Origin of the sequence: Pantoea alhagi (assembly GCF_002101395.1) — a bacterium.
GTDB classification, from domain to species: Bacteria; Pseudomonadota; Gammaproteobacteria; order Enterobacterales; family Enterobacteriaceae; genus Mixta; species Mixta alhagi.
Genome location: NZ_CP019706.1, coordinates 3,483,363 through 3,508,840, shown reverse-complemented (window position 1 = coordinate 3,508,840; position 25,478 = coordinate 3,483,363). Strand labels below are relative to the sequence as shown.

The window sequence follows — 25,478 nt, the reverse complement described above, 5'->3', positions numbered from 1 at the left end:
GACAGGATTGATAACTCATGCAAGCGCAGAACTTACAACGTAAAGTACTTCGAACTATTTGCCCTGACGCCAAGGGCCTTATCGCCAAGATCACTAACATTTGCTACAAGCACGAGCTTAACATCGTGCAAAACAATGAGTTTGTCGATCATCGCACCGGGCGCTTTTTTATGCGCACTGAACTGGAAGGCATTTTTAACGATACGACGCTGTTGGCGGATCTGGACAGCGCGCTCCCGCAGGGTTCGGTTCGTGAACTGCAATGTGCCGGACGTCGTCGCGTGGTGATTCTGGTTACCAAAGAGGCACACTGCCTGGGCGACCTACTGATGAAAAGCGCTTTCGGCGGGCTGGATATGGAAATCGCCGCCGTTATCGGCAACCACGATACGCTGCGTTCGCTGGTGGAGCGCTTCGATATTCCTTTTGTTCTGGTGAGCCATGAAGGGCTGACGCGAGAAGAGCACGATAACCAGATGGCGGAGCAGATCGATCGCTATCAGCCTGATTACGTGGTACTGGCAAAATATATGCGCGTTCTGACGCCCGCTTTTGTGCAACGTTACCCGAATCAGATCATTAATATTCACCACTCGTTCCTGCCGGCGTTTATCGGTGCGCGCCCTTATCACCAGGCGTACGAACGCGGGGTAAAAATTATCGGTGCCACCGCGCACTACGTAAATGACAACCTGGATGAAGGCCCAATCATCATGCAGGACGTGATTAACGTTGACCACAGCTATACGGCAGAAGAGATGATGCGTGCGGGACGCGACGTCGAAAAAAATGTGTTAAGCCGTGCGCTATATAAAGTGCTGGGACAGCGCGTTTTTGTCTACGGCAACCGCACGATTATTCTTTAAGTTAAGCTTTACCGACGCCGGCTGTTCAACAAAGCGGCGGCGTGGGTAAAAAAACGGCGAACAGACCGCTTTTTTTCGTGGGGCGCTTTACAGCATCGTTTCATTTGTTATGATGCGCCCCGCTTTCAGGCAATATTGTCCTGATTCGTGGTGGGATTCCCGAGCGGCCAAAGGGAGCAGACTGTAAATCTGCCGTCACAGACTTCGAAGGTTCGAATCCTTCTCCCACCACCACTCTTCTGTTTCAGCGCAGAGGAGTAAAATCCGTCGGGCATGCTGGCGAGTTTTACGGGCAAATCTGGCATCAATCATTTTGATGACTGATGAAGCTGAAAGCGACAATAAGAGCAAACCTGTTTTATCTGGTGGGATTCCCGAGCGGCCAAAGGGAGCAGACTGTAAATCTGCCGTCACAGACTTCGAAGGTTCGAATCCTTCTCCCACCACCATCTTTGCATACTCCCCTTTAGTAAATTCAACTGTAAAGCCACATCTTCCCCATCGGGAGAAGGTGAGAAGCTTCGACAAGGTTCGAGTCGAGCAGCGCGAGACAACGTGCGCAGCACGGCCCGCAGGGTGAGGAGCGCAGCGACGAGTCATCCTTCTCCCACCACCATCTTTGCATGCTCCCCTTTAGTAAATTCAACTGTAAAGCCACATCTTCCCCATCGGGAGAAGGTGAGAAGCTTCGACAAGGTTCGAGTCGAGCAGCGCGAGACAACGTGCGCAGCACGGCCCGCAGGGTGAGGAGCGCAGCGACGAGTCATCCTTCTCCCACCACCATCTTTGTATACTCTCTCTGTTTTCCAACTCAGCGCTAATGCAGCATCTTCCCCATCGGGAGAAGGTGAGAAGCTTCGACAAGGTTCGAGTCGAGCAGCGCGAGACAACGTGCGCAATCCGGTTTACATACTGTCATCAGCAAAACATCTCTGTTAACATCCTGCCATCTTTTTACTGTGCAGTTATCGCAATATGAAATTCATCTCTTTCAATATCAACGGGCTACGCGCTCGCCCCCATCAGCTGGAAGCGCTGATTCAGCAGCATAATCCTGACGTTATCGGCCTGCAGGAAACCAAGGTTCATGATGATATGTTCCCGCTGGAGGATGTCAGCAAGCTGGGTTATCACGTCTTTTATCATGGACAGAAAAGCCATTATGGCGTAGCCCTGTTGACCCGTGAAATGCCGCTTATGGTACAGCGCGGTTTTCCTGAGGATGATGAAGAGGCGCAGCGCCGTCTGATTATTGCGCAAATCCCCGCACCATCCGGGAATATTACCGTGATTAACGGCTATTTTCCGCAGGGCGAAAGCCGTGACCATCCGACAAAATTTCCGGCAAAGGAAAAATTTTACCGCGATCTGCAAAACTATCTGGAAACCCACCTGACGGCGGACGATCGGGTTTTAGTGATGGGCGATATGAATATCAGCAGCAGCGATCTGGACATTGGTATCGGTGAAGATAGTCGTAAGCGATGGCTGCGTACCGGTAAATGTTCTTTCCTGCCGGAAGAACGGGAGTGGATGGACCGCTTGCTTAACTGGGGTCTGGTCGATACCTGGCGAGCCGCGAACCCCGCGTGCGCCGATCGCTTTTCCTGGTTTGATTATCGTTCAAGAGGTTTTGATGATAACCGTGGCCTGCGTATCGATCTGCTGCTGGCCACGCGTGCGCTGGCAGAGCGCTGCATTGATACCGGCATTGACTATCAGATCCGCGCGATGGAAAAACCGTCCGACCATGCGCCGATTTGGGCTGAGTTCCAGCTTTAAACAGCAGGCGTTGCGAGGCTTGTCGCAACGCCTGCTGTTATTTCACGATACGCCAGATCAGATTATTAGTGCCTAACGATTTCTCATCGCGTACGCACTGCAGTAGCACCCCTTCCGCTTTAACCACCGCGCCTTCGGTATAGCTACGATTTTCATAGATACAGCAACGCAAACAGGGCGGATTCTGCGAACGATTTTGCCCCTGCGTCCAGACTTCCGGTGGCATATCCACTATCACATCGCTGTTTATATCGCTCTGCTGATTGCCGCCGCTATGATAATCATGGCGTTGCGCCTGCGCTGCCGTGCTTAACAGCAGTGCCAGCATAATGCCCCATGCCAGTTTCATTATTCCGTCTCCTTTGCTTTCGCCTTTTTACTACGACGTTTCTGGTTCCCGGCGGGTGCCGCTACGCCCCGAAAGGCGCGCGCCGAGCTTTGCTGACGCGCCAGCGCAATAAGGTCATGCAGCGTTGCGACCAAAGGCTGCATAAAATCCTGATAGCGACAGGCCTTTTCACTGATTTTCGTCAGCGTTGATTCCCACTGAGCCGTCATATCGGGACGCGCAGCCATTTCCGGCAGAGAGTGGATTAACGCTCTGCCCGCTTCGGTCGCATGGATATAACGGCCCTTTTTGGTCAGGAAGGCACGCCGGAACAGCAGTTCGATAATGCCGGCCCGGGTTGCTTCCGTTCCTAAACCATCGGTCGCACGCAGGATTTTCTTTAGATCTTTATCCTGCACAAAGCGGGCAATGCCGGTCATGGCAGATAACAGCGTCGCATCGGTAAAGGGCCGTGGCGGCTGCGTTTGTTTCGCAGCGATCTCCCCTTTTTCACACAACAGCTCATCGCCCTTCGCTACCACCGGCAATGGCGTACCGTCATTTTCCTCATCCCGCTCTTTACTACCCAGCAATGCTCGCCAGCCCGCCCCGGCAAGAAAGCGCGCTTTGGCGATAAATTTGCCACCAGCAATATCCAGCTCAATAACACACTTACGGTAAACCGCATCCGGGCAAAACTGCATCAGATACTGACGCGCAATCAGCCCATAGATATTGGCCTCATTATCGCTCAGACGCACGGCGCTGCTGCGCGCGGTAGGAATAATGGCGTGGTGAGCATCCACCTTTTTATCATCCCAGCAGCGGTTTTTACGGTTGGTATCGAAATCGGCCGGGGTTTTCATATCAGGCTGATGCGCGCTAATGGCGTTTAATACCGCATGACGCCCGGCAAAATGCTCATCCGGCAAGTAACGGCTGTCGGAGCGTGGGTAAGTAATCAGCTTATGGGTTTCATACAGCCGCTGGCAGGTATCCAGTACCGTCTGGGCACTCAGGCCAAAGCGTCTGGCCGCTTCAATCTGCAGACTGGAAAGTGAGAAAGGCAGCGGCGCTGTATCGTTTTCCCGCTTGTCCTGATAACCGGTAACATGCGCAGGCTGACCGCCAATGCGCGCCAGCACATGTTCCGCCAGCGGACGATGCAACAACCTTCCCTCTTCATCCTGCCAGGGTTCACAGGCGTCGCTGGGCTGCCAGAGCGCCACAAAACGCTCCTCTTTGGGCGTGACGATATGCGCTTTTACTTCAAAATAATCTTTCGGTATAAAGTTTTCGATCTCTTCATCGCGCCGCACCACCAGCCCCAATACCGGCGTCTGCACGCGCCCCACCGACAGCACGCCGTCGTAACCAGCATTGCGCCCCAACAGGGTCCAGGCGCGGGTCATATTTATGCCATACAGCCAGTCAGCCCGGGCGCGAGCCAGCGCCGATACACATAACGGAATAAACTCTTTGTTTTGTCGCAGACGGTTAATGGCACGCTCCACGGCCTGCGGATTGAGATCGTTAATCAGGCAGCGCTGGACGTTATCACGTTTAGCCGCGGGCAGCGCCAGATAGTCCAGCACCTCATCCACCAGCAGTTGTCCTTCGCGATCGGGGTCGCCGGCGTGGATCACTTCATCCGCCTGCTCCAGCAGTTTTTTGATCACATTCAACTGTTTCGCCACGGAAGGACGCGGCTGCAAACGCCACTTTTCCGGCACGATAGGTAAATCCGCTAACGACCAGCGCGCATAGCGGCTGTCATAGCTGTCAGGCTGGGCCTGTTCTAACAGGTGCCCCACGCACCAGGTAACCATCTGATCGTTTCCACAGGCAATGTAACCATCGCCACGACGATGTGGTTTCGGCAGCACATCGGCAATGGCGCGGGCCAGGCTTGGCTTTTCAGCAATAAACAGGCGCATGAATGGGGCAAAGCTCTCTTAAGACAAGATAATAAGGAACACCGGCTTTAATCGGCATCAGACCGCTCGTGATGAGAGCGGCCATCTATGTTAACGCGTTCGCTCTGGCGTGATAAGCCATCCCTGCGGCGGAGTAGATAAAAAGCAGGATAATCAACTTATCCTGCCAAAACGACGGCGCGCGATCTGTCAGAAATAACTGACGAAGGGGGCGGTATCAGGAGGTAAAACGGTGGTGGATGATTTTAACTGCGGCGTTCCCAGGTAAAGGAAGCCGACAATCGCATCCTGCTCGCGACAGTTAAATGCCGCTCTTACCGCGTCGTTATCTGTCCAAGCGCCGCTGCGCCAGATACCGTTAAACCCCTGTGCGGCGGCGGCCATTTGCATTGCCATGACCGCACAGCCTGCTGATAACAACTGCTCCCAGCGCGGCACTTTATGATGCTCGACGCAGTGCGCAACCACGGTGATAATCATCGGCGCCCGGAACGGGGACTGCTTCGCCTTTTCAATGGCTTTATCATCCATGTTTCCGTCACGCGCAGCCTGCTCCAGCAGGGCGCTAAAGCGCTCTAATCCCTGCTTTTCAATAATATGAAAGCGCCATGGCTGTAGCGTGCCGTGATCCGGCGCACGCATACCGGCGCGTATAATATTGTCCAGCGCTTCGCCCTGTGGCGCAGGCTCGGCTAAGCGCGATGCGGAACGACGGTTAACCAGTAAATCCAGTGCATCCATTTATGCCTCCTGATAATGATTAGCATTCACTGCAAACTAGCACAGGCTGACGTTTTGTTACAGCCGCGTGCGATTTCCTGCTGACATTTGCCCAACTGCTCTTTAGGATGTGGATGAAATTCTGGCAGAAAAGCTGCTTTTCTGCGCTCTGTCTGGTGATTATGGAGAAAACATGCGCACGTTGTGGCGAATCATAACCGGCTTATTTAAATGGACATGGCGGGTGCTGAACTTTGTTCGTGAATGCATCCTCAACTTATTTTTTATCTTTTTGCTGTTGATTGGCGTAGGGATCTGGCTACAGATTAAAAGCGTCAGCACACCGGCAGAGGTGCCGCGTGGCGCGCTGAAAGTCGATCTCTCCGGCGTGGTGGTCGATAAACCTTCGGTCAGCAACAAGCTCAGCAAAATTGGTCGTCAGCTGTTGGGTGCCAGCAGCGATCGTTTGAAAGAGAATTCGCTTTTTGATGTGGTGGCAGCGATCCGTCAGGCCAAAGAGGATGAGAAAATCACCGGAATTGTGCTGGACCTGCGTAACTTTGCCGGGGCCGACCAGCCTTCTCTGCAGTATATCGGCAAGGCGCTGCGTGAGTTCCGCGACAGCGGCAAGCCGGTTTATGCCAGCGGCGACAGCTATAGTCAGGCGCAATACTACCTTGCCAGCTATGCCAATAAAATTTACCTTTCGCCGCAGGGCACCGTCGATCTGCACGGCTTTGCCACCAACACGCTTTACTACAAAAGCCTGCTCGACACGCTGAAAGTGACCTCACACGTTTTTCGCGTCGGCACCTATAAATCTGCGGTAGAGCCTTTCCTGCGTGATGATATGTCGCCGGCAGCGCGCGAGGCCGACAGCCGTTGGGTGGGTGAACTGTGGCAAAACTATCTGAATACCGTTGCCGCTAACCGTCAGATTAGCCCACAACAGCTTTTCCCTGGCGCGCAGGGCCTGCTGAGCGGTTTGCAAAAAACCGGCGGCGATACGGCACTCTATGCGAAAGAAAACAAGCTGGTGGATCAGCTGGCGACCCGTGCCGAAACCGAGCAGCTGTTTACCAAACAGTTTGGCTGGGACAAGCAGGATCAGGATTACAACGCTATCAGCATTTATGACTATCCGGTGAAGGATACCAGCTCGCAGAATGGCAATATCGCCGTGATCCTTGCGAATGGCGCAATTATGGATGGCGAAGAGACGCCGGGATCCGTCGGCGGCGATACCACCGCGGCGCAGATCCGCGAAGCGCGGCTCGACCCGGCAATCAAGGCGATTGTACTGCGTGTAAACAGCCCGGGCGGCAGCGTAACCGCATCGGAAGTGGTGCGTCAGGAGCTGGCAGCAGCACGTACAGCAGGCAAACCGGTGGTGGTTTCCATGGGCGGCATGGCGGCCTCTGGCGGTTACTGGATTTCAACGCCTGCTAACTACATTATTGCCAGCCCGGCGACATTGACCGGTTCCATCGGCATTTTCGGCGTAATCAATACGGTGGAAAATTCGCTGGATGCTATCGGCGTGCATACTGATGGCGTAGCGACCTCGCCGCTGGCGGACGTTGCCACCACTAAGGCGCTGCCGCCTGAAGTACAGCAAATGATGCAGCTCAGCATTGAAAACGGCTATCGCAACTTTATCGGCCTGGTGGCGAAAGCACGGCAGAAAACGCCTGAGCAGATCGATCAGATTGCCCAGGGCCACGTCTGGACCGGTGAAGATGCCAAAGCAAATGGCCTGGTCGATGCACTGGGTGATTTTGATGATGCTATTACTAAGGCGGCAGAGCTGGCGAAGGTGAAGAATATACAACTGAACTGGTTTGCCGACGAGCCCGCCTTCATTGACATGGTACTGGGACAGATGGATGCTTCAGCACAGGCACTGCTGCCCGCTACGCTGAAAGCCTGGCTACCGGCCCCCATGGCGGATGTGGTAAGCGCCATGAAACAGCAGCCCGGGCTTCCGGGAACCCTGAACGATCCGCAAAACCGTTACGCTCTCTGCCTGACCTGCGGCGACGTACGATAACTTTCAGCCCGACCGGTATTGCCGCTGGTCGGGCTGCTCTTCCTGAGACTTTACCTTATACTGCGGTTTTACCGCCAAGCTGAGTCGCTTTTCATGCAAAAAAAATCCATTTACGTTGCCTATACCGGCGGAACCATCGGTATGCAGCGTTCAGAACAAGGTTATATTCCGGTTTCCGGTCACCTTCAGCAGCAGCTGTCGGCAATGCCGGAGTTTCATCGCCCGGAGATGCCTGACTTTACCATTCATGAATACCAGCCGCTGATCGACTCTTCGGATATGACGCCACAAGACTGGCAGGCGATTGCAGACGATATTCAGCAAAATTATGCGTTGTACGATGGTTTTGTGATTTTGCACGGCACCGATACCATGGCGTTTACCGCCTCGGCGCTCTCTTTTATGCTGGAGAATCTGGCCAAGCCGGTGATTGTGACAGGGTCACAAATCCCGCTGGCGGAACTGCGCTCTGACGGCCAGCAAAACTTGTTGAACGCACTCTTCGTTGCGGCTAACTACCCGATCAAAGAAGTGTCGTTATTTTTTAACAATACCCTTTACCGGGGTAATCGCACCACCAAAGCCCATGCGGATGGCTTTAATGCCTTTGCCTCGCCCAATTTGCCGCCGCTGCTGGAAGCGGGTATTCATATCCGACGACTGAATACGCCCGCTTCCCCACAAGGCGAAGGCGAACTGATTGTTCACCCTATTACGCCTCAGCCAATCGGGGTAGTGACCATCTATCCAGGCATTTCCGCTGAGGTGGTACGCAACTTTCTGCGCCAGCCGGTAAAAGCGTTGATTTTACGTTCTTACGGCGTGGGTAATGCGCCGCAAAACGCCGAGTTTCTTGCTGAGCTGCAGGCAGCTTCTGAACGCGGTATTGTGGTGGTTAACCTTACCCAATGTATGTCGGGCAAGGTGAATATGGGGGGCTACGCTACCGGCAACGCCCTCGCCCATGCAGGCGTGATCGGCGGCTTCGATATGACGGTAGAGGCTACTCTGACCAAACTGCACTATTTACTCAGTCAGCCGTTAAGCTGCGATGAAGTGCGGCAGCTAATGCAGGTCAATCTGCGTGGCGAGCTAACCTCTGATAACTAATAGCGGATTCTGTTATGACCCAGGCGTTGATCCTTATCGATTTGCAGAATGATTTTTGTCCGGGCGGCGCACTGGCGGTGGCCGACGGCGACGCGACCATTGCCGTCGCTAATCAATTGGCCGAAGCGTTTCATCGACGTGGCGAACCGGTGATTGCCACGCAGGACTGGCATCCGGCAAACCATGGCAGTTTTGCTTCGGTTTCCGGTAAGGCCGTCAATACGCTGGGCGAGCTGAATGGCCTGCCGCAGATTTGGTGGCCCGATCATGCTGTTCAACATACGCAGGGTGCAGATTTTCATCCGGCGCTCAGGCGCACGTTAATCGATAAAATATTTCATAAGGGTGAGCAGCCTGATATTGACAGTTACAGCGCCTTTTTTGATAACGGTCATCGCCGCCAGACCGGGCTCGATGCCTGGTTACGTCAGCAGGGCATCAGACGTCTGGTCATGATGGGTCTGGCGACAGACTACTGCGTGAAATTTAGCGTGCTGGATGCGCTGCGGTTAGGGTATGAGGTAGAAGTGATTGCTGAAGGTTGCCGCGGCGTTAACTTACAGCCGCAGGACAGCCATCAGGCCTTAGCGGATATGGCGGCAAACGGCGCACTGATCCGCCAGTAAGGCCATTATCCCGCCGTGCTGGCGGGATAATTATTGCAGTGTGATACGTGTGACGCTGTCACTGATACCAAACTCTTCTTTCAGCTCGCGTTTCGAACGGGTCACCAGCTCTCCGCCTGCACCGATGCTCATATGCTGCGGCTGATGATTGTGCTGCGCCTGCCACAGCATAACCAGTTGCATACAGTGCTCTTTTTGCTCTTCCGTAAGCGCCACGCCATCTGGCCATTTTCCGATTTCTACTGCCGTTGCCAGACGCTGATAAATCTCAGGGGTCATTGCGTCGACTATCGCCTTGAGTTCAGATTTCATCGTATTAACCTTTAATCTGATTACCGTCATTATCGCTAAAGCTCAGCGAGGCTGAATTTACGCAGTAGCGTTCGCCGCTCGGCTGGGGACCATCGGGAAAGACGTGGCCAAGATGAGCGTCACAGCTGCCACAACGAATTTCAATCCGCTGCATGCCATGTGAATTATCTTCCAGATAGTGGATCGCATCATCGCTGTAAGGCTGATAAAAGCTGGGCCAGCCGCAACCAGAATCGTATTTGGTTTCCGATAAAAACAACGGTGCGTTACATACCAGACAGTGATAAATACCTTCCGATTTATTATGCAGCAGCGCGCCGCTGAACGGCGGCTCAGTGCCCCGCTGTTGGGTAACATAACGTTGCATTTCACTAAGCTGGTTATCAGGCGTACGATCGTTCAATTCTTTAGCCATTTTCATCATCTCTGGCAGTGTTATTCTGGAAAAATCGGCTAGTATTCTAACAAACAGTTAACAAGAACAGCTTAATATTTTGTGCCTGGCGAATTTTCACCGCCGCTTAACTGTTAAACTGTGATGAAGATCACTTTCCAGTCAGGGCAGGCCTTTATATTCGGTAATTGAGGCGTAAAACTCCTGCGGGAGAATAGACGCGGAAGCGCATTTTTACCTGCAAATTCACCATCACAGGTTTGATTTGTCGCAATAATTGACACGATTCCGCTTGACGCCTGGTAAGGATTTTGTAATTTTACAGGCAACCTTTTATTCACTAACAAATAGCTGGTGGAATATATGACTATCAAAGTAGGTATTAACGGTTTTGGTCGTATCGGTCGCATCGTTTTCCGTGCTGCGCAGCAACGTTCTGACGTTGAAATCGTTGCAATCAACGATCTGCTGGACGCGGAATACATGGCGTACATGCTGAAATATGACTCAACGCACGGCCGCTTCGAAGGCACCGTTGAAGTACAGGACGGCGCGCTGATCGTAAACGGCAAAAAAATCCGTGTTACCTCTGAAAAAGACCCGGCTAACCTGAAGTGGGACGAAGTCGGTGTTGACGTAGTAGCAGAAGCAACCGGTATCTTCCTGACCGACGAAACTGCACGCAAACACATCGCTGCTGGCGCCAAAAAAGTGGTAATGACCGGCCCGTCTAAAGATGACACCCCGATGTTTGTTCGTGGCGCTAACTTTGACAAATATGCTGGCCAGGACATCGTTTCCAACGCATCCTGTACCACCAACTGCCTGGCACCGCTGGCTAAAGTTATCAACGACAAATTCGGTATCGTTGAAGGCCTGATGACCACCGTTCACGCAACTACCGCAACGCAGAAAACCGTTGATGGCCCGTCTCACAAAGACTGGCGCGGCGGCCGTGGCGCAGCTCAGAACATCATCCCGTCTTCTACCGGTGCGGCTAAAGCCGTAGGTAAAGTTCTGCCGGAACTGAACGGTAAACTGACTGGTATGGCGTTCCGCGTTCCGACTCCGAACGTGTCCGTTGTTGACCTGACTGTGCGTCTGGCTAAGCCTGCTTCTTACAAAGAAATTTGTGAAGCAATCAAAGCCGCTTCTGAAGGCGACATGAAAGGCGTTCTGGGTTACACCGAAGACGCCGTGGTTTCTACCGATTTCAACGGCGAAACCCTGACTTCTGTGTTCGATGCCGCTGCCGGTATCGCACTGAACGACAACTTCGTGAAACTGGTTTCCTGGTATGACAACGAAACCGGCTACTCTCACAAAGTTCTGGATCTGATCGCGCTGGTTGCTTCTAAATAAGTAACAGTGACAGACTAAGCTTAGAGGGCGACTACGGTCGCCCTTTTTTATCGTCTGAATTCCAGCAAGGTAACATCATGACCGAAAAAATCTTTTCGCTTCCCGTGGTAAACCAGATCTCCCCTTACCTGAGCCAACGACAGATTGGCGAATTGCCCGTTATCGTGGTTAATCATCCGAAAGTGCGTGCTGCGGTTACGCTGCAGGGCGCACAGCTGATTGCCTGGCAGCCAAACGGTGAAAAGCCAGTTATCTGGCTTAGTGACAAAACGGCGTTTACCTCAGGTAAGGCGATTCGCGGCGGCGTACCGATTTGCTGGCCGTGGTTTGGACCGGCAGGCCAACCGGCACACGGCTTTGCCCGTAATCAACCCTGGACGCTCTCTGCTCACGATGAAAATAACGACAACGTTCTGCTGACGCTGGTGCTGGAAAGTAATGAGCAGACCAAAGCGCTCTGGCCGCATGATTTCACATTAATTGCGCGCTTCCGCCTGGGTGAACATTGCGAAATTGAGCTGGAAGCGCATGGTGAATACCAGGCGACCTGCGCCCTGCACAGCTATTTTAACGTGGCGGATATTGCGGAGGTGGAAGTCAGCGGTCTGGGCACGCACTTTATCGACAAGGTGAAAGGCGGCGAACAGGCAACCTCTGCGGATGGCAAACAGCGCTATGCCGGTCAGGTCGATCGTATTTATACCCAGCCAGAAGATTGTAGTCTGATCCACGATAAATCCGGGCAGCGGGTGATTGAGGTTTACCACCATCATCATAGCGATGTGGTTACCTGGAATCCGGGCGTGGAGTTATCCTGCAGCATGGCCGATATGGCGAACGATGGCTTCCAGACCATGGTTTGCGTAGAAACAGCACGTATCAATACGCCAATGAAGAGTGCGCCCGAGCAACCGGCTCGCCTGGCCACCACCTTCCGCCTGCGTAAAAAGCGCTAATTTATCTTTTCGTCTGAAAAACGTGCCAGCAGTTACAGGTCGGGCAAATGCCCGACCTGCATGGCGTTATTTTCATACCACATCCAGCGGCTGCTTGCTTTGCGGCGGCGGAAACAGCAGATCGATTTGCTTCAAATGTGTTTCATCTAACGTCACGCTTAACGCGGCGGCATTTTCCTGAACATGGCTGATACTGCTGGCTTTGGGGATCGCCATGACATTCGGATGGCGGATCACCCACGCCAGCAGCAGTTGCGCTACGCTAATCCCTAACCGATCGGCCATTTCGTTTAGTTCGGGCGAACTCATCAGGCCATGGCGCAAACGCCCTGCCTGAGCCAGCGGACAATAGGCCATAATGGGTAGCTGGCGCTCACCACAGGCGGGCAGAAGATCGAACTCAATGCCGCGTGAGGCAAGATGATATAGCACCTGGTTAGCGGCACAGGCACTGCCGCCTGGCTCTTGCCAAAGCGACTGCATCTCCTCGTAGTCAAAATTAGACACGCCCCAGCGGCGGATTTTTCCCTGCTGCTGAAGTTTCTCCATTGCACGGATCGTCTCTTCCAGCGGGATATTGCCGCGCCAGTGCAACAGATAGAGATCAAGATAATCTGTCTTCAGGCGCTTCAGGCTGCGCTCACAGGCTTCCCTTGCATCATCAACGCCGGCATTCCACGGGTAAAACTTTGAAACCAGCCAGGCACGATCGCGCCTTCCCTGCAGCGCCTCACCAACAACCTGCTCCGCCCCGCCGTCTGCATACATTTCAGCGGTATCGATTACCGTTAAACCGCACTCCAGGCCAGCCTGTAAGGCGGCAATTTCCTGCTGACGTAGCTCGGTTTTTTCACCCATATACCAGGTGCCCTGACCAATGGCTGGCAACGTCAAATCCGCTGCAAACGCTATATTTTTGCCCATCCTCCCTCCTTTGCACCGCGGGCATGCACCAAACAGGCGCAACGGAGCGCCCGCTGCCCTGTTTTAGCCTGCTCAATCAGAAGCTATAGCTAATACCAGCCCAGGTGGTCAGTTGAGAATCCGTGTCGACCATCGGGCTATCTTTAATCTCATCAGCCAGTCGCGTATAGCGTGCATAGACGCTGGTATTCCAGCGCTCGGTCAGGCGATAGTTAGCGCTTAGCTCAAGGTAAGGACTCCAGCTGTCATCCGGCTGATAGCGACGAATGCCGGTGCGCGCTGACTCGTGGCTGGAAACGCCATAATAATAACGATTCTGATTGGCGCTGGTCCAGGTTGCGCCGATGCCAGGCGCCACGCTGAAGTCGCCGAACTCAAAGCGATAAAGGTAGGTCAAATCCCAGACGATACCGTCGCTTTTGCCCAGTACATCGCCAAGCAGATTGGTCCGCACAATCCCCCACTCAGCTATATGACGATATTCCAGGCCGCCCATCAGCGTCATGTGACGTTCATCAAGTCCTTTCATCGCGCCCAGATCGTTATCATCCGGATCGTAGCGCTGTGCCGAGCCTGCCAGGGTAACAGAAAGCTGATCCTGTTGATCTTTCCACAGATAATAACCGCCCTGCAGTGTGCGCAGCCAGAAGCTGTCGCTTTCATAGTTGATCACCGGCAGCGGTAAATAGCGATCCTGTCCCCCTTTATAGGGACTCTGCGCATACGCCACTGACGCACCCAGCGTGAGCGGAGAAGTTTGTTCCGCCTGGGCGACACCGCAAAGAGGCAACAGCAAAGCAAGCGCGCTAATTTTGAATCGGTTCACAATATGTTTCTTCCATAAATATAACAATTAGAGAGGTAGTCTAACGTCATTACGTGACAGGTTTAAATCTTAATACATTTTGTCTGTAGTGGTTTACTGAATTTGGCCACCTGAACAGAGGTGATATGCTCGCCTCAGAACAATACAGGTGCCCCAATGAAAAAAAGAAATTTCAGTGCAGAGTTCAAACGCGAATCAGCCCAGCTTGTCGTCGATCAGAATTACACCGTTGCTGAAGCGGCTGAAGCGATGGATATAGGGCTTTCTACCATGACGCGCTGGGTTAAACAGTTGCGTGATGAACGTCAGGGCAAAACGCCAAAAGCCTCGCCGATAACGCCGGAACAAATTGAAATTCGTGAGCTGAAGAAAAAACTTCAACGTATTGAAATGGAAAATGACATATTAAAAAAGGCTACCGCGCTCTTGATGTCAGACTCCCTGAACAGTTCTCGTTAATCGGGAAGCTCAGAGCGCGTTATCCCGTGGCGATACTGTGCCATGTGTTTGGGGTTCACCGTAGCAGCTACAAATACTGGAAAAGTCGTCCTGATGAACCGGATATCAGGCGGACAGCGTTGCGTAGCCAGGTGCAGGAGTTACACAGCATCAGTCATGGCTCAGCGGGCGCAAGAAGCATTGCCACTATGGCAACACTTAAAGGCTTCCGTATGGGGCGCTGGCTTGCTGGCAAACTCATGAAAGAGCTGGGACTTGTAAGCTGCCAGCAGCCAACACACCGGTATAAGCGCGGTGGACAGGAACACATCGCTATACCGAACCACCTTGATCGTCAGTTCGCGGTCATCGAGCCCAACCAGGTATGGTGCGGCGACGTGACTTATATCTGGACAGGAAAACGTTGGGCATATCTTGCTGTTGTTCTCGACCTGTTCGCCAGAAAACCCGTGGGCTGGGCAATGTCATTCTCACCGGACAGCAAACTCACTATGAAAGCGCTGGAAATGGCCTGGGAGCGTCGGGGAAAGCCAGGCGGAGTGATGTTCCATAGCGATCAGGGTAGCCACTACACAAGCCGGCAGTTCAGGCAGTTACTGTGGCGTTGCAGGATAAAGCAGAGCATGAGTCGGCGGGGAAATTGCTGGGATAACAGCCCAATGGAGCGGTTCTTCCGGAGCCTGAAAAATGAATGGGTTCCCGTGATGGGATACATGAACTTCAGTGAAGCCTCTCATGCGATCACAGATTACATCGTGGGTTACTACAGCACGCTCAGGCCGCATGAATATAACGGTGGATTACCACCAAACGAATCGGAAAGTCGATACTGGAAAAACTCTAAAGCGGTGACCAGTTTTTGTTGACCACTACAGTCATATTCGAAGGAAAGAAGGGTTCAGTTTGCTGAGTCTTTCTCCGCTTATTTACAAAGCCGTCACAGGCCGCGCCCCGCAAGGGCAATGCTTATTACCGGTCACACTTTCCTAGTGTAATTCAATAGCATTAAAGAAAATTCCTGAAATGCCATCTACAGTTAAAAGTAACCTATGTGATTCGTTCGAGCAGAGTAACCATCAAATCTGTGTACCCCGATAAAAATACGTCAGGTTGGCATAAGGGTTGCTGTACTCCCAAGAGAATATCTTCCGGAAGCTGATACACCTTTTATAACGCTTCCATTACCTGTGCTAAAAACGAAAGGACGCATAAAAGAATCAATGGGAACATTTGTATTTTTAACCTAACCAATTGATAAGTAATAAAAAAGAGCCTGTCGGCTCTTTTTGATGTGTTGCTTTGACTATCCTTTAGGGGGAAACGGATCTTTGCCGTGCGAGTCTTTTGCACGAATTTGTCCATCTCGTCCATGAATCAGCAATTCGCTACCTTGGTTTTGTGCAATGGCACGAGCAGCATCAATCGCTTGTTGCTGTGTACCATGTACTGAGGTCGCTTTTGTATTACCTGCCCCTTTTACTGCCCACTCACCGTTATGAGGTACTACGTGCTGGTTTTTACCCATTTGATGCCCTCCAGTAATGTAAGTTAATATTTTATATCCGCTCCGCTTCAAAAAACACTACATGTAGTATTTTATTTGATCATAATCACAATATGTACGCATCTTACAAGTGCATCTTTGCAAGTCTCTGTACCCTCGAATTCCAGCAAGAAACCAACATTAGATGATTAGAAAAATGATCTTGCAATGATTAGATATTGATCATACTATCTAATCATCCCAAGCGGGATATGTTCTTTAAAAATGAGGTGCGTAGTGGTTAAAGTGATCTGGTCTAAGCGTGCTTCTAAGCACCTTCTCAAGATCGACAGACGCTATCAGAACACCATTTATCAAAAAGTTGGCGAGTTAGTTGCTTTCCCCTTAGTGACCTTGGACATTAAGAAACTTCAGGCAAGCGACAACCAGTACAGGTTACGTGTTGGAGACTACAGAGTACTTTTTGAATTAATATACGGTGAACCGGTAGTACTTGAAATCAAGGAAGTGGCACGAAGAACATCGAGTACTTACTAACTAAGCGGGGGTTTCCCCCGCTTCATTACGCACCTATGACATTTGCCGCGACTCATAGATACCCGGATAAACTATGTCAAAACAGTACATATACGATGAAGCAGGAAAACCACAATTTGTGGTACTTCCTGTAGCAGAATACGAAAAGCTTCTCTCAGACGCTGAAGGCGAATGGGAGAGTATACCTATTGAAGCAAGCCCAGATGATGATGAAACCGTACCGCATGAAGTGGTAGGAATCATGATTGATCAAGAAGTGAGCCTTCAGGCCGCCTGGCGTATCCATCGTGGTTTGAGTCAGTACGATGTAGCAGAAAAATTAGGTACTACTCAGAGTGCTATCTCTCAGTTAGAACGTGCAGAGAGTAAGCCACAGAAAAAGACTCGTGAGCGGCTTGCAAAGCTTTATGATTGCCGTCCAGAACAGTTAGTACTCTAAATTGAAAGGCCACCTTCACGGTGGCCTTTTCGTATTAGTCTCTCATAGAGTATGATGCCACCACTTTTTACATACTTGAAAACAAACATGGATCTCTTGACTTTCTTAAGAATTTTTCACGTGCTTTTTAAAACTCTGCCTGAAGAAAAACAAAACAAGATTGTTGATAAAATAATAGAAACCTTTTTTTCTGTTTTCTCCAGGAAGAAAAATGTTAAAGAAACAATGCAAGAAGCTGCTGAGATAATTACTCCCACCCAATGGGGTTATACTTCAATAGCAATTGGTAATTTACTACCCCAATCTTTTAGTTTGAATAAAAAACAAAAGTTCACAGAGTCTGTTATTGATTTAGTACAAAGTGAGGAATTCCTTAAAGAACTTGATACTCGTACTAATGAAATAAAAACTGATGATGAGAACTTATACGTTGAGCAGTGCTCTCAAGAAATGAAAAAACTAATCTTTGAAATGCTTAAAGATAAGAAATGAAGAAAGGCCGCTATCATAGCGGCCTTATCTTATTGACATGGATACATGCGTTCCAAGCTTATAAGTCCTACGGCTGCAATTCCTACATCATATAAATTTTCAGGAAGCGGATTAGGCCCAATATATTTCTCTATGGCTGCATCTAATTCATCTGAGCCAAATACAATATGATTTGGCATACAAAATAGGTTTTTTCCTAACTGATTATAAACTACAGCATTACTTTCTATTAAACTCTGTGCTACAGCACCAAGGTATAAATCTGCGATCACTTTTTGATCAACAGGAGAGGTGTCTTTTTTAGCATCAAGATACCCTTTTAAAGATAATGCATTTGCAAAATGACAAGTTGAAGTTAGTACTGCAATTAATCCTAATTTTGTTATTAAATTCATGAAATTTCAAACTGTGTGTGGAAAACCGGAATTAAACACTTTTCTATTTCAGTTTTCCACTACTTTTCTTGATAGTCAAATCAAGGTTTGTATCTTTGTGAGTGGTACAGATTTATACAAAAAACCTTGAACTCCCCAGATATCAGCCTGCTTTAGAATGGGTAACTCCTCTATAAATTCTACTCCTTCTACCACAATCCAATCACAGTATTTTCGGATATTCCTCACCATCTCTATAAAGTACGGTTTCTCTACTTCTTGCCTGTAGAACTTACGATCAAGCTTCACCACTTCATAAACCTGCGTAATAACAGCTTGCATGTTAGCTTTCCCTGAACCTAAATCATCCAGCCAAAGTACATTCAGGTTCTCTACAAGCCCCTTGAGTACTGGATTGTTCATACCTTCATTCAATCCTTTAAAATCTTCAGAAATTTCTAAACGTACAAAGGGAAGCTGCATAACAATGTTCTTTAACCAAGGATCATTCAATAGTAGTTCTGCAAGATCATTATCGATATTAACATTACAGAACTGTTTGTTATGCCTGAACCATTGTGAGTGCTCTGCAATCGTGAGCAACTGATCAATCAGAAGTTGCCGTTTTGCCTCTGTGGACAAACTCTTTATGTAGTATTTAGGGTTAATTACTTGGTACAGGCCAGGCTGCTCAAACTTGGTCAGTACTTCAACCCCCAACAGCTTGCCATCAGTAGTATGAATTGGCTGTGCCCAAAAACTATGTTCCATAACCATTCCTTCGCTTTTTGTATGTTATATGAATGATTATTGATCGCTTTTACCTATTGGTACAGATCATTTTGAAAGGTTTTAGATATCATAAATTCACCTATCGATGCATAGGTTATTGATAGATATCATTTTGCATTTTTTGCTTGCGAGATTTGCACACTTGGCAATACTGTATGGATAAACAGTATGAAAATTAGAGGGAAGGTATAATGGCTATCATTGAAATGAACGGGAAAACTATCGTGTACTGTCAAAGAGAGGACGTGTTCACCTACTACAAACCTGAGCTATATGGCAGCTATGGTATGTTTGAGAGCCATACAACCCCCTGTTTTTACTGGATCGTGTTCATCTATCCATATCATGTTGAGTTCATAATTAACACGCCGGTGTACATTGATGATGCTTTTAGAATCGTACAAGAGCACGGTACAAGTAAGTATTCAATACGCGAAACACGTAGTATTATGTTTGAAGACTTAGACAACTCTCTCCTTTAACCTTTTTTAAATGGATTTGATTTATGTACCTAAAAACATACCTCAAGGCATTAATCTCTGGTTTTAATGAACTATTTGAACTTTTTGGAAAAATACAATCAATAGTTGGTGCTTTTCTTTTTGTTTCGGTTGTTTTATTTGCAGCAAATTTTACAGAATTCCTTGATCCATTTAAAGCTTATTATCGCCCCATCCTTATTGCTGGAGCCTTCATTGCTCTTTTCCTTGCTGGTTATAAAGCTTGGGTTAAAGAGCATAAAATCAATACAGAAAAACAAAACAAAGGCACTGAAATTACAACATTTCAAGCGAAGAATTATGTAAGATCTTACACCACAAAGAATAAAATCAATACAATTGGACTATCATTGACATTCATTGTATCAAACCATAACAATTTCCCAATAAAAATAAAATCATTAGATTTGGCGGAATTAAAAAGGCAGTTTTCTTTTAAAAGCAATCAAAAAAATTACTCACCCGCCCCCTTTCCTATATCAATTGAACCCAATGATGTTAGAGAACTTACCTTTGAGTTAGAACAGGACTTAAAAGAACTATCATTACACGAACAACTTCAATACATAAAAGATATTAGCCACAAGAAATATTCCACTAAAGCCACTATTCTTTCAGTGAATGGTGCTGAAGAAATTGAGATAGAAATTGACTTCCAAAATGATGAATTTATAGATAACATGATCAAGAACCCATATGATTTTAATCAGTCTATCGTAAACGCAATATTAGCAACACCTTGATAAAATGAGTAATGTGTTGCCCATATACGGTTTGCAGAACACGCCCCCAGTTTCTGGGCATATGGGCAACACATTAGTAACTTTACACATTCCTATAGATTTGTCATCCCTTTGAAGCTAACATCAGAATTTACCCGTGTGGTTACAAAGGATTAGTACTATGCTAAATCGTAGAGTTGTCAAAAGCAGTAGTTCTGAAAAACCCCTTGATAAGAAGCACAAAGATAATATTGCTCAAGCGTACTTTCTGGAACCTACGCCAAATCAATACATTAAAAAACTCTTAAACGATCCTAACAAAGAATATCTCACGAATAGAGACTATGATGTTCTTAAAGAATCATATGATAAAGCCCATGATATACGTAAGTTTGAAATAGACCTTTATTGGAAAAGAACTACTTACGTTTGGACATTAATCGCATCGCTGATAACAGTAACAGGCTTGTTACTCGCTGCATATTATCGTCTGAACATGGCTCCAGAAGATAAACGTGCATTATTAGGTTTAGTGGCCAGTGTTGCTGTTGTAGGTGTATTGTTAACGATCATTGCAACGAAAATAATACAGGGTGGGGAATATTGGCAAAAGAATTGGGAGTACCACGTAAATTTACTGGAACCACTTTTTTCAGGTAGAATTTACAGCACACTAATTAACACCACGGCTAAACGTCACTCAATATCAAAATTAAATAGGGCATTGTACATTCTGTTTTTAGGTGTTTGGTTGTTTTTAGCAGAAGGTATATATTTTGTGGTGTTCCCATATAATGACAGAAACAACTTCTTCATTTTGCTTGCAACTTTTAGTATTTTAGTGCTTACAATATCGAATGTCATAGACATCTTTACTTATAGGAGCACGGGCAAGACTAAAACATTAATATCCAGTTGGGCTGTTGAGATAGAAAAAGAAAAGAAACCAGAAGACAAATCCGCGAACGAAGGCAAAAAAAGTTCATGGCACAACATGCTAAATTTATCCATAAAAATAATGAAGCTAATACTATTAATTATTTGGTTGCTTATATCTTTATCCATCTTGTATCTCTTGTATTTTAAATAAAAAAAGGGATACCACATGGTATCCCCTCTTCTACTTTCCAAATCTGTGTATGTAGCTTTGTATTTCTTCTTTGTTGGTCATAGTGCCGGCAAGTAGTTCACTCTCCATCAAACGCCTTGTATAGAGGCCATAGCACAGCTTATTAGGCTTGCCCTGATGGTACTGAGAGCAGTCATAATAGTACTTACCATTCCTGTGTTCCCATCGTCCCTTAGAGTAATCTGGCTTCTTCTGAGAGACGTAACGCCATTGCAGTACTGCCTTACTTGCCTGAACATAGTTACCTTCAGCAAGCCTCTTTTTCACTGTACTGTTATTCGCTGCATTAATACCTGCGTTATAGGCAAAGTCCAGAAATCCTACCGTTGTTGAAACTGGCATTACTGGCAGGTTGTTCAGTACTATTGTGTACTTATAAAGTGTCTTATCAAGCAGAACATCACATTCTTTCTTTGTATACTCTTTCTGTATGGCTTCTGTCATTTGCGGTACGTATCCATAACAGAGAGTTGTAATACCAACAGGATCTTTATACGGCGAATAATTGCCGTTAGGATTCATTGATGGTAAGCCTTCAAATGTTACTACGCTCGTTCCAAACAGAAGAAGTACCCCAGCACTTATTCCCTTAATTGTGCTCTTTATATCCATCCGTAGACTCCGTTTTTAATATCTTGAAGTCAGTTATATCAGTACAATCATGTACTTTTCCGTCAATTACTACGCATTGAATATAACTAATATTCTTTGGCTCTGTTTGTTTACTACCATGTGTAATGAACAAAATAGAACCGATAAAAATAACAAGTGCAATCATAATCTTTTTCATATAAACCTCTTTTAGAATTAAATAAACAGGAAGCATTACTTTCTTCCTGATAGTATTTAATCAATTAGTACTAAAAAGAGGTTCAAATGAAATGAGTTTATTTTTCTTTTTTATCTTGATAATAATTCTTAATTTTCTTATAACAGCCGTATGAAAATTGAATGAACTTAACTAAATTCATCAAAAATAAAAGCAATGCACCAATAGCGAGGATGATTGTCACCCATCCGCCTAATGTTACTCCCAAGAAAGCTAAGTTGGAGATTTTGTAAATAGACCCGTTTTAGTTCCATGCATTTTTTGAGATCCCGGCCAGATAATGTTGTTGGCGATATTCCTCCGGTGTCATATTGTTCAGCGATTCATGCGGGCGTTCACAGTTATATTCTGATAACCATTTATCCGTGATTTCCCGCACCTCATTCAGCGTTCTGAACAGATAAAAATCGAGTATTTCTGTACGGTATGTCCGGTTAAAACGCTCAATGAAAGCGTTCTGTGTTGGCTTACCCGGCTGGATAAACTCCAGTTTTATTGCATGTTTCTCTGCCCATTCAGCCAGTGCCAGCGAGATAAATTCCGGTCCGTTATCCATGCGAAGCATGGCAGGATAGCCACGGTTTGCCGCGATCCTGTCGAGCACCCGGACCACTCGCGGGGCTGGCAGATTCAGATCGATTTCAATCGACAATGCCTCACGGTTAAAGTCATCAACGACATTGAACGTGCGAAAACGACGGCCACAGACCAGGGCATCATTCATAAAATCGACAGACCAGCTCTGGTTCAGCGCTTCCGGCGTGGCCAGCGGCGAAGGATTACGCACCGGCAGCCGTTGTTTACCCTTACGGCGAAAATTCAGCCTGAGCAGACAGTAAATACGGTGGAGCCTTTTGTGATTCCATTGATACCCCTGACGTCGCAGAACCTGATAAAGCTTCGGAAAACCGTATCGCGGGTATCGTTCAGCCGCCGCCTGCAATGCGGCAATAACGGGTTCATCACGCGTGGTATCCGGGCGGTAATGATAAACCGTTCTGCTCAGGTTCAGACTTCGGCAGGCCTGGCGAATACTGAGTCCGAATGCCGTTATCAGATGTGTTACCAGCTCACGCTTAAAGGCTGGTTTTAAAGCTTTTTTTCGATAACGTCTTTCAGAGCCCGGTTCTCAAGACTCAGGTCGGCAAACATCTGTTTGAGACGGCGGTTTTCGTCCTCAAGGTCCTTTATCTTTTTAATATCAGATGCTTCCATGCCGCCGTATTTAGACTTCCAGTTGTAGTAAGTGGTTTCAGAGATACCGGCCTCCCGGCAAACATCCTTAACAGTTCGTCCGGCTTCAACCGACTTAATCACGGCGATGATCTGATGCTCAGTAAAACGGGCTTTACGCATAGCGATCTCCTTTGTTGGCAGATTGATTATGCCGGATGATCTCTGAATGTGAATGGTACGATTATGCGGGATACTTACAAGTGATGTTGAAGCAGGACGTGAAACCAAATTAGATTAAAATGAAGCCAGTACTGCAAAGTACTGGCTTTTTTTAGTTATTACGCAGTATCTGAGACATGTTGGCAATCATATAGTCTACAATTTTTTGATCTGCTATACCCTGCATATAGTTCAATAAAAGCCCGTAATCTTGCACAGTAACTTTGTACTTGTCGTCTATGCTACATACCCTATTTTCTTTATCTTCAACCAATACAAATGAAGGTGTCTCATATGTAATTATGTCGCCGTGGTCTTGTATGGCTATGTTAGCGACAAGTTCCCCGCCTTTATTCTTTATAATTAGTACGTGCCTCAAAACATCTGTGAAGTACTTCATTTCAACTGATATGTACTTATCGAACCTGATGTAATTGATGGTGCGAACCACTTGCTTTATTTCTTTCTTTATAGCTGCTCGGATCTCAAGATTTTCGGGATCGAGTGCTTTACTCATATCAAAGTTAAAATTAGGTAGTACTTCTAAAGTATTATTGTTAGCAATTTCTTTCGCAAGTTCTTCAATAGCGTCACGTACATCACTTAACCCTGCTTGTAACTCGAATGATTTACGTTTCTTTTGAAGTTCCCTTTCTTTAATAGCATCTATATAACGCTGTTCTTCTGCCCGCAATGATAGAAGTTCAGCTTTCTTTGCCTCACCTGAAAAATTTTTGTTGCCATCAGAATTCATCAAAGCCGAAAAGTTAACTTTCCTGATAGTACTAAGAATGTTTTCTTCGAGGTGTATGTACTGTACGCCTTTTGCAGTGCAGGTTTTTTTCTCTTCTCTCGTTCGGCATGAAATGTACTTTGTTTTAAGATGGTTATAGTGCAGAGCAACTCTTCCCCCACATAACCCACAATGAAGCACTGGAGCGAATAGGTTCGTGATCACATCGTTTTCAGAACGGGTAATATCCTTTCTGACCCTCTTTGCTATGCCCTTCTTGGTTAACCTTTCTTGGACTCGTTTAAAAGTAAGATTGTCGATGATTTCTTTTGTGACGACTTCACCATCTCTAAGTACTCGTAAAACGTTTACGGTAGTCCATCCGTTTTTGAGTTTCCGTACTATCTGCCCGGTACTCAAACCTTCCTCAGTAAGTTTGAAGATTTCTTGTACTTCCTGAATATTATCAAGAAGGCTCTCTGGACTACTCCCTACATTAGCTTTATTGGAGTTGATCAAATTTTGAACTATGGTGAATTTTTCTTCGTCAACTACAATAGGGTACACATTGGGTAGAATTTGACCATTCACCCGTTTATGCTCACCAATCAAACGCCTGTCACGAAGTAGTTTTGAAATGGTTACTAAACGCGAACCATTGTTGAGCATTTTGACAATTTGGCCTGTGCTATACCCGTGAATATACCAATCAAAAATCTGTCTGATTTCCTCTGCTTTTTCCGGTTTAAGGGCGTATTTGTTATCGATATTTTCTAACCACCGAGGAAGCTTGTTTGAAAGAACCTCACCCTTTTCTACAGCCTTTAGTACCTTGTTTTCCCAAGCAGTTTTAGCACGTATTGACTTCATCAATGATTCGTTATGACTACGGGAAAGAATGATTTCCATATGAATTTTAGTGAAAGAGTCATCTTTCTTTAACACAAGCCCAGTACTGATATCGAATACCACTACATCGGAGTTAACGATGAACTGAATAGTGTTCTCTGACCATGCATTCCTCCTGGATAACCTGTCGAGTGATGTGACGATTAACGCACTTCCGAAACCAATTCGGTGCTCCTTCACGTCTCGAAGGAAAATCCCGAGAGCAGAAGATTCTGCAATGTTGGCATCTTTGTATGCAGAGATACCTTCGTCCGTTATATATGTTGGCTCTCCGGTGAATTTCTCAGCATTATCCTCTAAAAAACGCTCAATTATCGACCTCTGATCGTCTAATCCTTGACCGCTCGTAACTTGACTCATAGTGGAAAGGCGTCGATAACAATATGGTATGTATTTCATTTAATTCCCCGCTAAAGAGGCAAGTAAAAAGCTGTGGTTAACGTATCCCTTTTTTGTTCCCAATGATTCTAA

The 25,478-nt window shown here is 47.5% G+C and carries 27 protein-coding genes, 2 tRNA genes and 2 other RNA genes; 17 read left to right on the top strand and 14 right to left on the bottom strand.

Annotated features, from left to right (window positions below; all coding sequences use genetic code 11):
• Positions 1-17: 17 nt before the first annotated feature.
• From purU to xthA, 6 genes are all read left to right on the top strand, one after another.
• Positions 18-866: a formyltetrahydrofolate deformylase gene (purU, locus tag B1H58_RS16615; RefSeq protein WP_085071566.1), complete on the top strand. Its 849-nt coding sequence runs from the start codon at positions 18-20 to the stop codon at positions 864-866.
• 149 nt (positions 867-1,015) lie between these two features.
• A tRNA-Tyr gene (locus tag B1H58_RS16610) sits at positions 1,016-1,100 on the top strand.
• Positions 1,101-1,230: 130 nt separating this feature from the next.
• A tRNA-Tyr gene (locus B1H58_RS16605) sits at positions 1,231-1,315 on the top strand.
• Between the two features lie 42 nt (positions 1,316-1,357).
• Positions 1,358-1,482, top strand: a non-coding RNA gene (locus B1H58_RS16600) — RtT sRNA.
• Between the two features lie 42 nt (positions 1,483-1,524).
• Positions 1,525-1,649: non-coding RNA, RtT sRNA (locus B1H58_RS16595), on the top strand.
• Between the two features lie 192 nt (positions 1,650-1,841).
• Positions 1,842-2,648 (top strand): exodeoxyribonuclease III, encoded by an 807-nt coding sequence (gene xthA, locus B1H58_RS16590; RefSeq protein WP_085071565.1) that lies wholly within the window; start codon positions 1,842-1,844, stop codon positions 2,646-2,648.
• A 37-nt stretch (positions 2,649-2,685) separates the two neighbouring features.
• Here xthA and B1H58_RS16585 read toward each other — a convergent pair whose 3' ends face one another.
• The 3 genes from B1H58_RS16585 to B1H58_RS16575 form a co-directional block, all read right to left on the bottom strand.
• Positions 2,686-2,997, bottom strand: coding sequence for a YnjH family protein (locus B1H58_RS16585; RefSeq protein ID WP_085071564.1), 312 nt, complete (start codon positions 2,995-2,997; stop codon positions 2,686-2,688).
• Positions 2,997-4,913 carry a DNA topoisomerase III gene (locus B1H58_RS16580; RefSeq protein WP_085071563.1) on the bottom strand — a complete coding sequence of 639 codons (1,917 nt, stop codon included), beginning with the start codon at positions 4,911-4,913 and terminating at the stop codon, positions 2,997-2,999. The genes B1H58_RS16585 and B1H58_RS16580 overlap by 1 nt, the downstream gene beginning before the upstream one ends.
• Positions 4,914-5,102: 189 nt before the next feature.
• The gene (locus B1H58_RS16575) at positions 5,103-5,654 is read right to left on the bottom strand and encodes an NAD(P)H nitroreductase (protein ID WP_085071562.1); all 552 of its coding nucleotides are present in this window, start codon (positions 5,652-5,654) and stop codon (positions 5,103-5,105) included.
• 172 nt (positions 5,655-5,826) lie between these two features.
• Here B1H58_RS16575 and sppA point away from each other — a divergent pair, with 172 nt between their 5' ends.
• The 3 genes from sppA (at position 5,827) to pncA (ending at position 9,419) form a co-directional block, all read left to right on the top strand.
• Positions 5,827-7,683, top strand: coding sequence for a signal peptide peptidase SppA (sppA, locus tag B1H58_RS16570; RefSeq protein WP_085071561.1), 1,857 nt, complete (start codon positions 5,827-5,829; stop codon positions 7,681-7,683).
• A gap of 93 nt (positions 7,684-7,776) precedes the next feature.
• On the top strand, positions 7,777-8,793 hold the full coding sequence (gene ansA / locus B1H58_RS16565; protein WP_085071560.1) for an asparaginase: 1,017 nt from the start codon (positions 7,777-7,779) through the stop codon (positions 8,791-8,793).
• 14 nt (positions 8,794-8,807) lie between these two features.
• On the top strand, positions 8,808-9,419 hold the full coding sequence (gene pncA, locus B1H58_RS16560) for a bifunctional nicotinamidase/pyrazinamidase (RefSeq protein WP_085071559.1): 612 nt from the start codon (positions 8,808-8,810) through the stop codon (positions 9,417-9,419).
• A 30-nt stretch (positions 9,420-9,449) separates the two neighbouring features.
• On the opposite strand, the gene B1H58_RS16555 is transcribed toward pncA, so the two are convergent.
• Together B1H58_RS16555 and msrB are read right to left on the bottom strand one after the other, a co-directional pair.
• Positions 9,450-9,731 (bottom strand): YeaC family protein, encoded by a 282-nt coding sequence (locus tag B1H58_RS16555; protein WP_085071558.1) that lies wholly within the window; start codon positions 9,729-9,731, stop codon positions 9,450-9,452.
• Positions 9,732-9,735: 4 nt separating this feature from the next.
• A complete protein-coding gene (gene msrB, locus B1H58_RS16550; RefSeq protein ID WP_085072347.1) occupies positions 9,736-10,146 on the bottom strand; it encodes a peptide-methionine (R)-S-oxide reductase MsrB in 411 nt (136 codons plus the stop codon).
• Between the two features lie 342 nt (positions 10,147-10,488).
• Between msrB and gapA the strand changes: the two genes are divergently transcribed.
• On the top strand, positions 10,489-11,487 hold the full coding sequence (gapA, locus tag B1H58_RS16545; protein ID WP_085071557.1) for a glyceraldehyde-3-phosphate dehydrogenase: 999 nt from the start codon (positions 10,489-10,491) through the stop codon (positions 11,485-11,487).
• A gap of 77 nt (positions 11,488-11,564) precedes the next feature.
• Positions 11,565-12,443 carry a D-hexose-6-phosphate mutarotase gene (locus B1H58_RS16540; protein WP_085071556.1) on the top strand — a complete coding sequence of 293 codons (879 nt, stop codon included), beginning with the start codon at positions 11,565-11,567 and terminating at the stop codon, positions 12,441-12,443.
• 72 nt (positions 12,444-12,515) lie between these two features.
• Here the strand turns inward: B1H58_RS16540 and B1H58_RS16535 are convergent, their stop codons facing one another.
• Positions 12,516-13,367 carry an aldo/keto reductase gene (locus B1H58_RS16535; RefSeq protein ID WP_085071555.1) on the bottom strand — a complete coding sequence of 284 codons (852 nt, stop codon included), beginning with the start codon at positions 13,365-13,367 and terminating at the stop codon, positions 12,516-12,518.
• Between the two features lie 76 nt (positions 13,368-13,443).
• Positions 13,444-14,193, bottom strand: a complete 750-nt coding sequence (locus B1H58_RS16530; protein ID WP_085071554.1) for a MipA/OmpV family protein — start codon at positions 14,191-14,193, stop codon at positions 13,444-13,446.
• 156 nt (positions 14,194-14,349) lie between these two features.
• Here B1H58_RS16530 and B1H58_RS16520 point away from each other — a divergent pair.
• Positions 14,350-15,518, top strand: a protein-coding gene (locus B1H58_RS16520; RefSeq protein ID WP_157130170.1) for an IS3 family transposase whose coding sequence is annotated in 2 segments (ribosomal slippage) — positions 14,350-14,599 and positions 14,599-15,518 — 1,170 coding nt in all. Because the reading frame shifts where the segments join, the coding sequence is not laid out codon by codon here.
• Positions 15,519-15,955: 437 nt separating this feature from the next.
• Here the strand turns inward: B1H58_RS16520 and B1H58_RS16515 are convergent.
• Entirely contained in the window at positions 15,956-16,177 is a 222-nt protein-coding gene (locus B1H58_RS16515; protein ID WP_085071553.1) for a DUF2188 domain-containing protein, read from the bottom strand.
• 255 nt (positions 16,178-16,432) lie between these two features.
• Between B1H58_RS16515 and B1H58_RS16510 the strand changes: the two genes are divergently transcribed.
• The 3 genes from B1H58_RS16510 to B1H58_RS16500 all read left to right on the top strand — a co-directional run bounded on the left by B1H58_RS16510 (position 16,433) and on the right by B1H58_RS16500 (position 17,624).
• Positions 16,433-16,693, top strand: a complete 261-nt coding sequence (locus B1H58_RS16510; protein ID WP_085071552.1) for a type II toxin-antitoxin system RelE family toxin — start codon at positions 16,433-16,435, stop codon at positions 16,691-16,693.
• A 73-nt stretch (positions 16,694-16,766) separates the two neighbouring features.
• Positions 16,767-17,132 (top strand): helix-turn-helix domain-containing protein, encoded by a 366-nt coding sequence (locus B1H58_RS16505; protein ID WP_085071551.1) that lies wholly within the window; start codon positions 16,767-16,769, stop codon positions 17,130-17,132.
• Between the two features lie 120 nt (positions 17,133-17,252).
• Complete coding sequence (locus B1H58_RS16500; RefSeq protein WP_157130201.1) at positions 17,253-17,624, top strand: hypothetical protein; 372 nt, start codon at positions 17,253-17,255, stop codon at positions 17,622-17,624.
• A 29-nt stretch (positions 17,625-17,653) separates the two neighbouring features.
• Here the strand turns inward: B1H58_RS16500 and B1H58_RS20720 are convergent, their stop codons facing one another.
• Both B1H58_RS20720 and B1H58_RS16495 read right to left on the bottom strand, forming a co-directional pair.
• Positions 17,654-18,019, bottom strand: a complete 366-nt coding sequence (locus B1H58_RS20720) for a hypothetical protein (RefSeq protein WP_157130200.1) — start codon at positions 18,017-18,019, stop codon at positions 17,654-17,656.
• A 75-nt stretch (positions 18,020-18,094) separates the two neighbouring features.
• Positions 18,095-18,769 (bottom strand): EAL domain-containing protein, encoded by a 675-nt coding sequence (locus tag B1H58_RS16495; protein WP_167373297.1) that lies wholly within the window; start codon positions 18,767-18,769, stop codon positions 18,095-18,097.
• Positions 18,770-19,295: 526 nt separating this feature from the next.
• Here B1H58_RS16495 and B1H58_RS16485 point away from each other — a divergent pair.
• Together B1H58_RS16485 and B1H58_RS16480 are read left to right on the top strand one after the other, a co-directional pair.
• Positions 19,296-20,033, top strand: a complete 738-nt coding sequence (locus B1H58_RS16485) for a hypothetical protein (protein ID WP_085071547.1) — start codon at positions 19,296-19,298, stop codon at positions 20,031-20,033.
• A gap of 160 nt (positions 20,034-20,193) precedes the next feature.
• A complete protein-coding gene (locus B1H58_RS16480; protein WP_085071546.1) occupies positions 20,194-21,102 on the top strand; it encodes a RipA family octameric membrane protein in 909 nt (302 codons plus the stop codon).
• A 30-nt stretch (positions 21,103-21,132) separates the two neighbouring features.
• On the opposite strand, the gene B1H58_RS16475 is transcribed toward B1H58_RS16480, so the two are convergent.
• From B1H58_RS16475 to B1H58_RS16460, 4 genes are all read right to left on the bottom strand, one after another.
• Positions 21,133-21,753 carry a glycoside hydrolase family protein gene (locus B1H58_RS16475; RefSeq protein ID WP_157130199.1) on the bottom strand — a complete coding sequence of 207 codons (621 nt, stop codon included), beginning with the start codon at positions 21,751-21,753 and terminating at the stop codon, positions 21,133-21,135.
• Positions 21,731-21,967, bottom strand: a complete 237-nt coding sequence (locus B1H58_RS16470; RefSeq protein ID WP_085071544.1) for a hypothetical protein — start codon at positions 21,965-21,967, stop codon at positions 21,731-21,733. The genes B1H58_RS16475 and B1H58_RS16470 overlap by 23 nt, the downstream gene beginning before the upstream one ends.
• A 247-nt stretch (positions 21,968-22,214) precedes the next feature.
• A protein-coding gene (locus tag B1H58_RS16465; RefSeq protein WP_157130138.1) for an IS3 family transposase occupies positions 22,215-23,326 on the bottom strand; the annotation gives its coding sequence in 2 pieces (ribosomal slippage) (positions 22,215-23,065 and positions 23,065-23,326; 1,113 coding nt in all).
• Positions 23,327-23,477: 151 nt separating this feature from the next.
• Positions 23,478-25,406, bottom strand: a complete 1,929-nt coding sequence (locus B1H58_RS16460) for a recombinase family protein (protein ID WP_085071543.1) — start codon at positions 25,404-25,406, stop codon at positions 23,478-23,480.
• Positions 25,407-25,478: the final 72 nt, after the last annotated feature.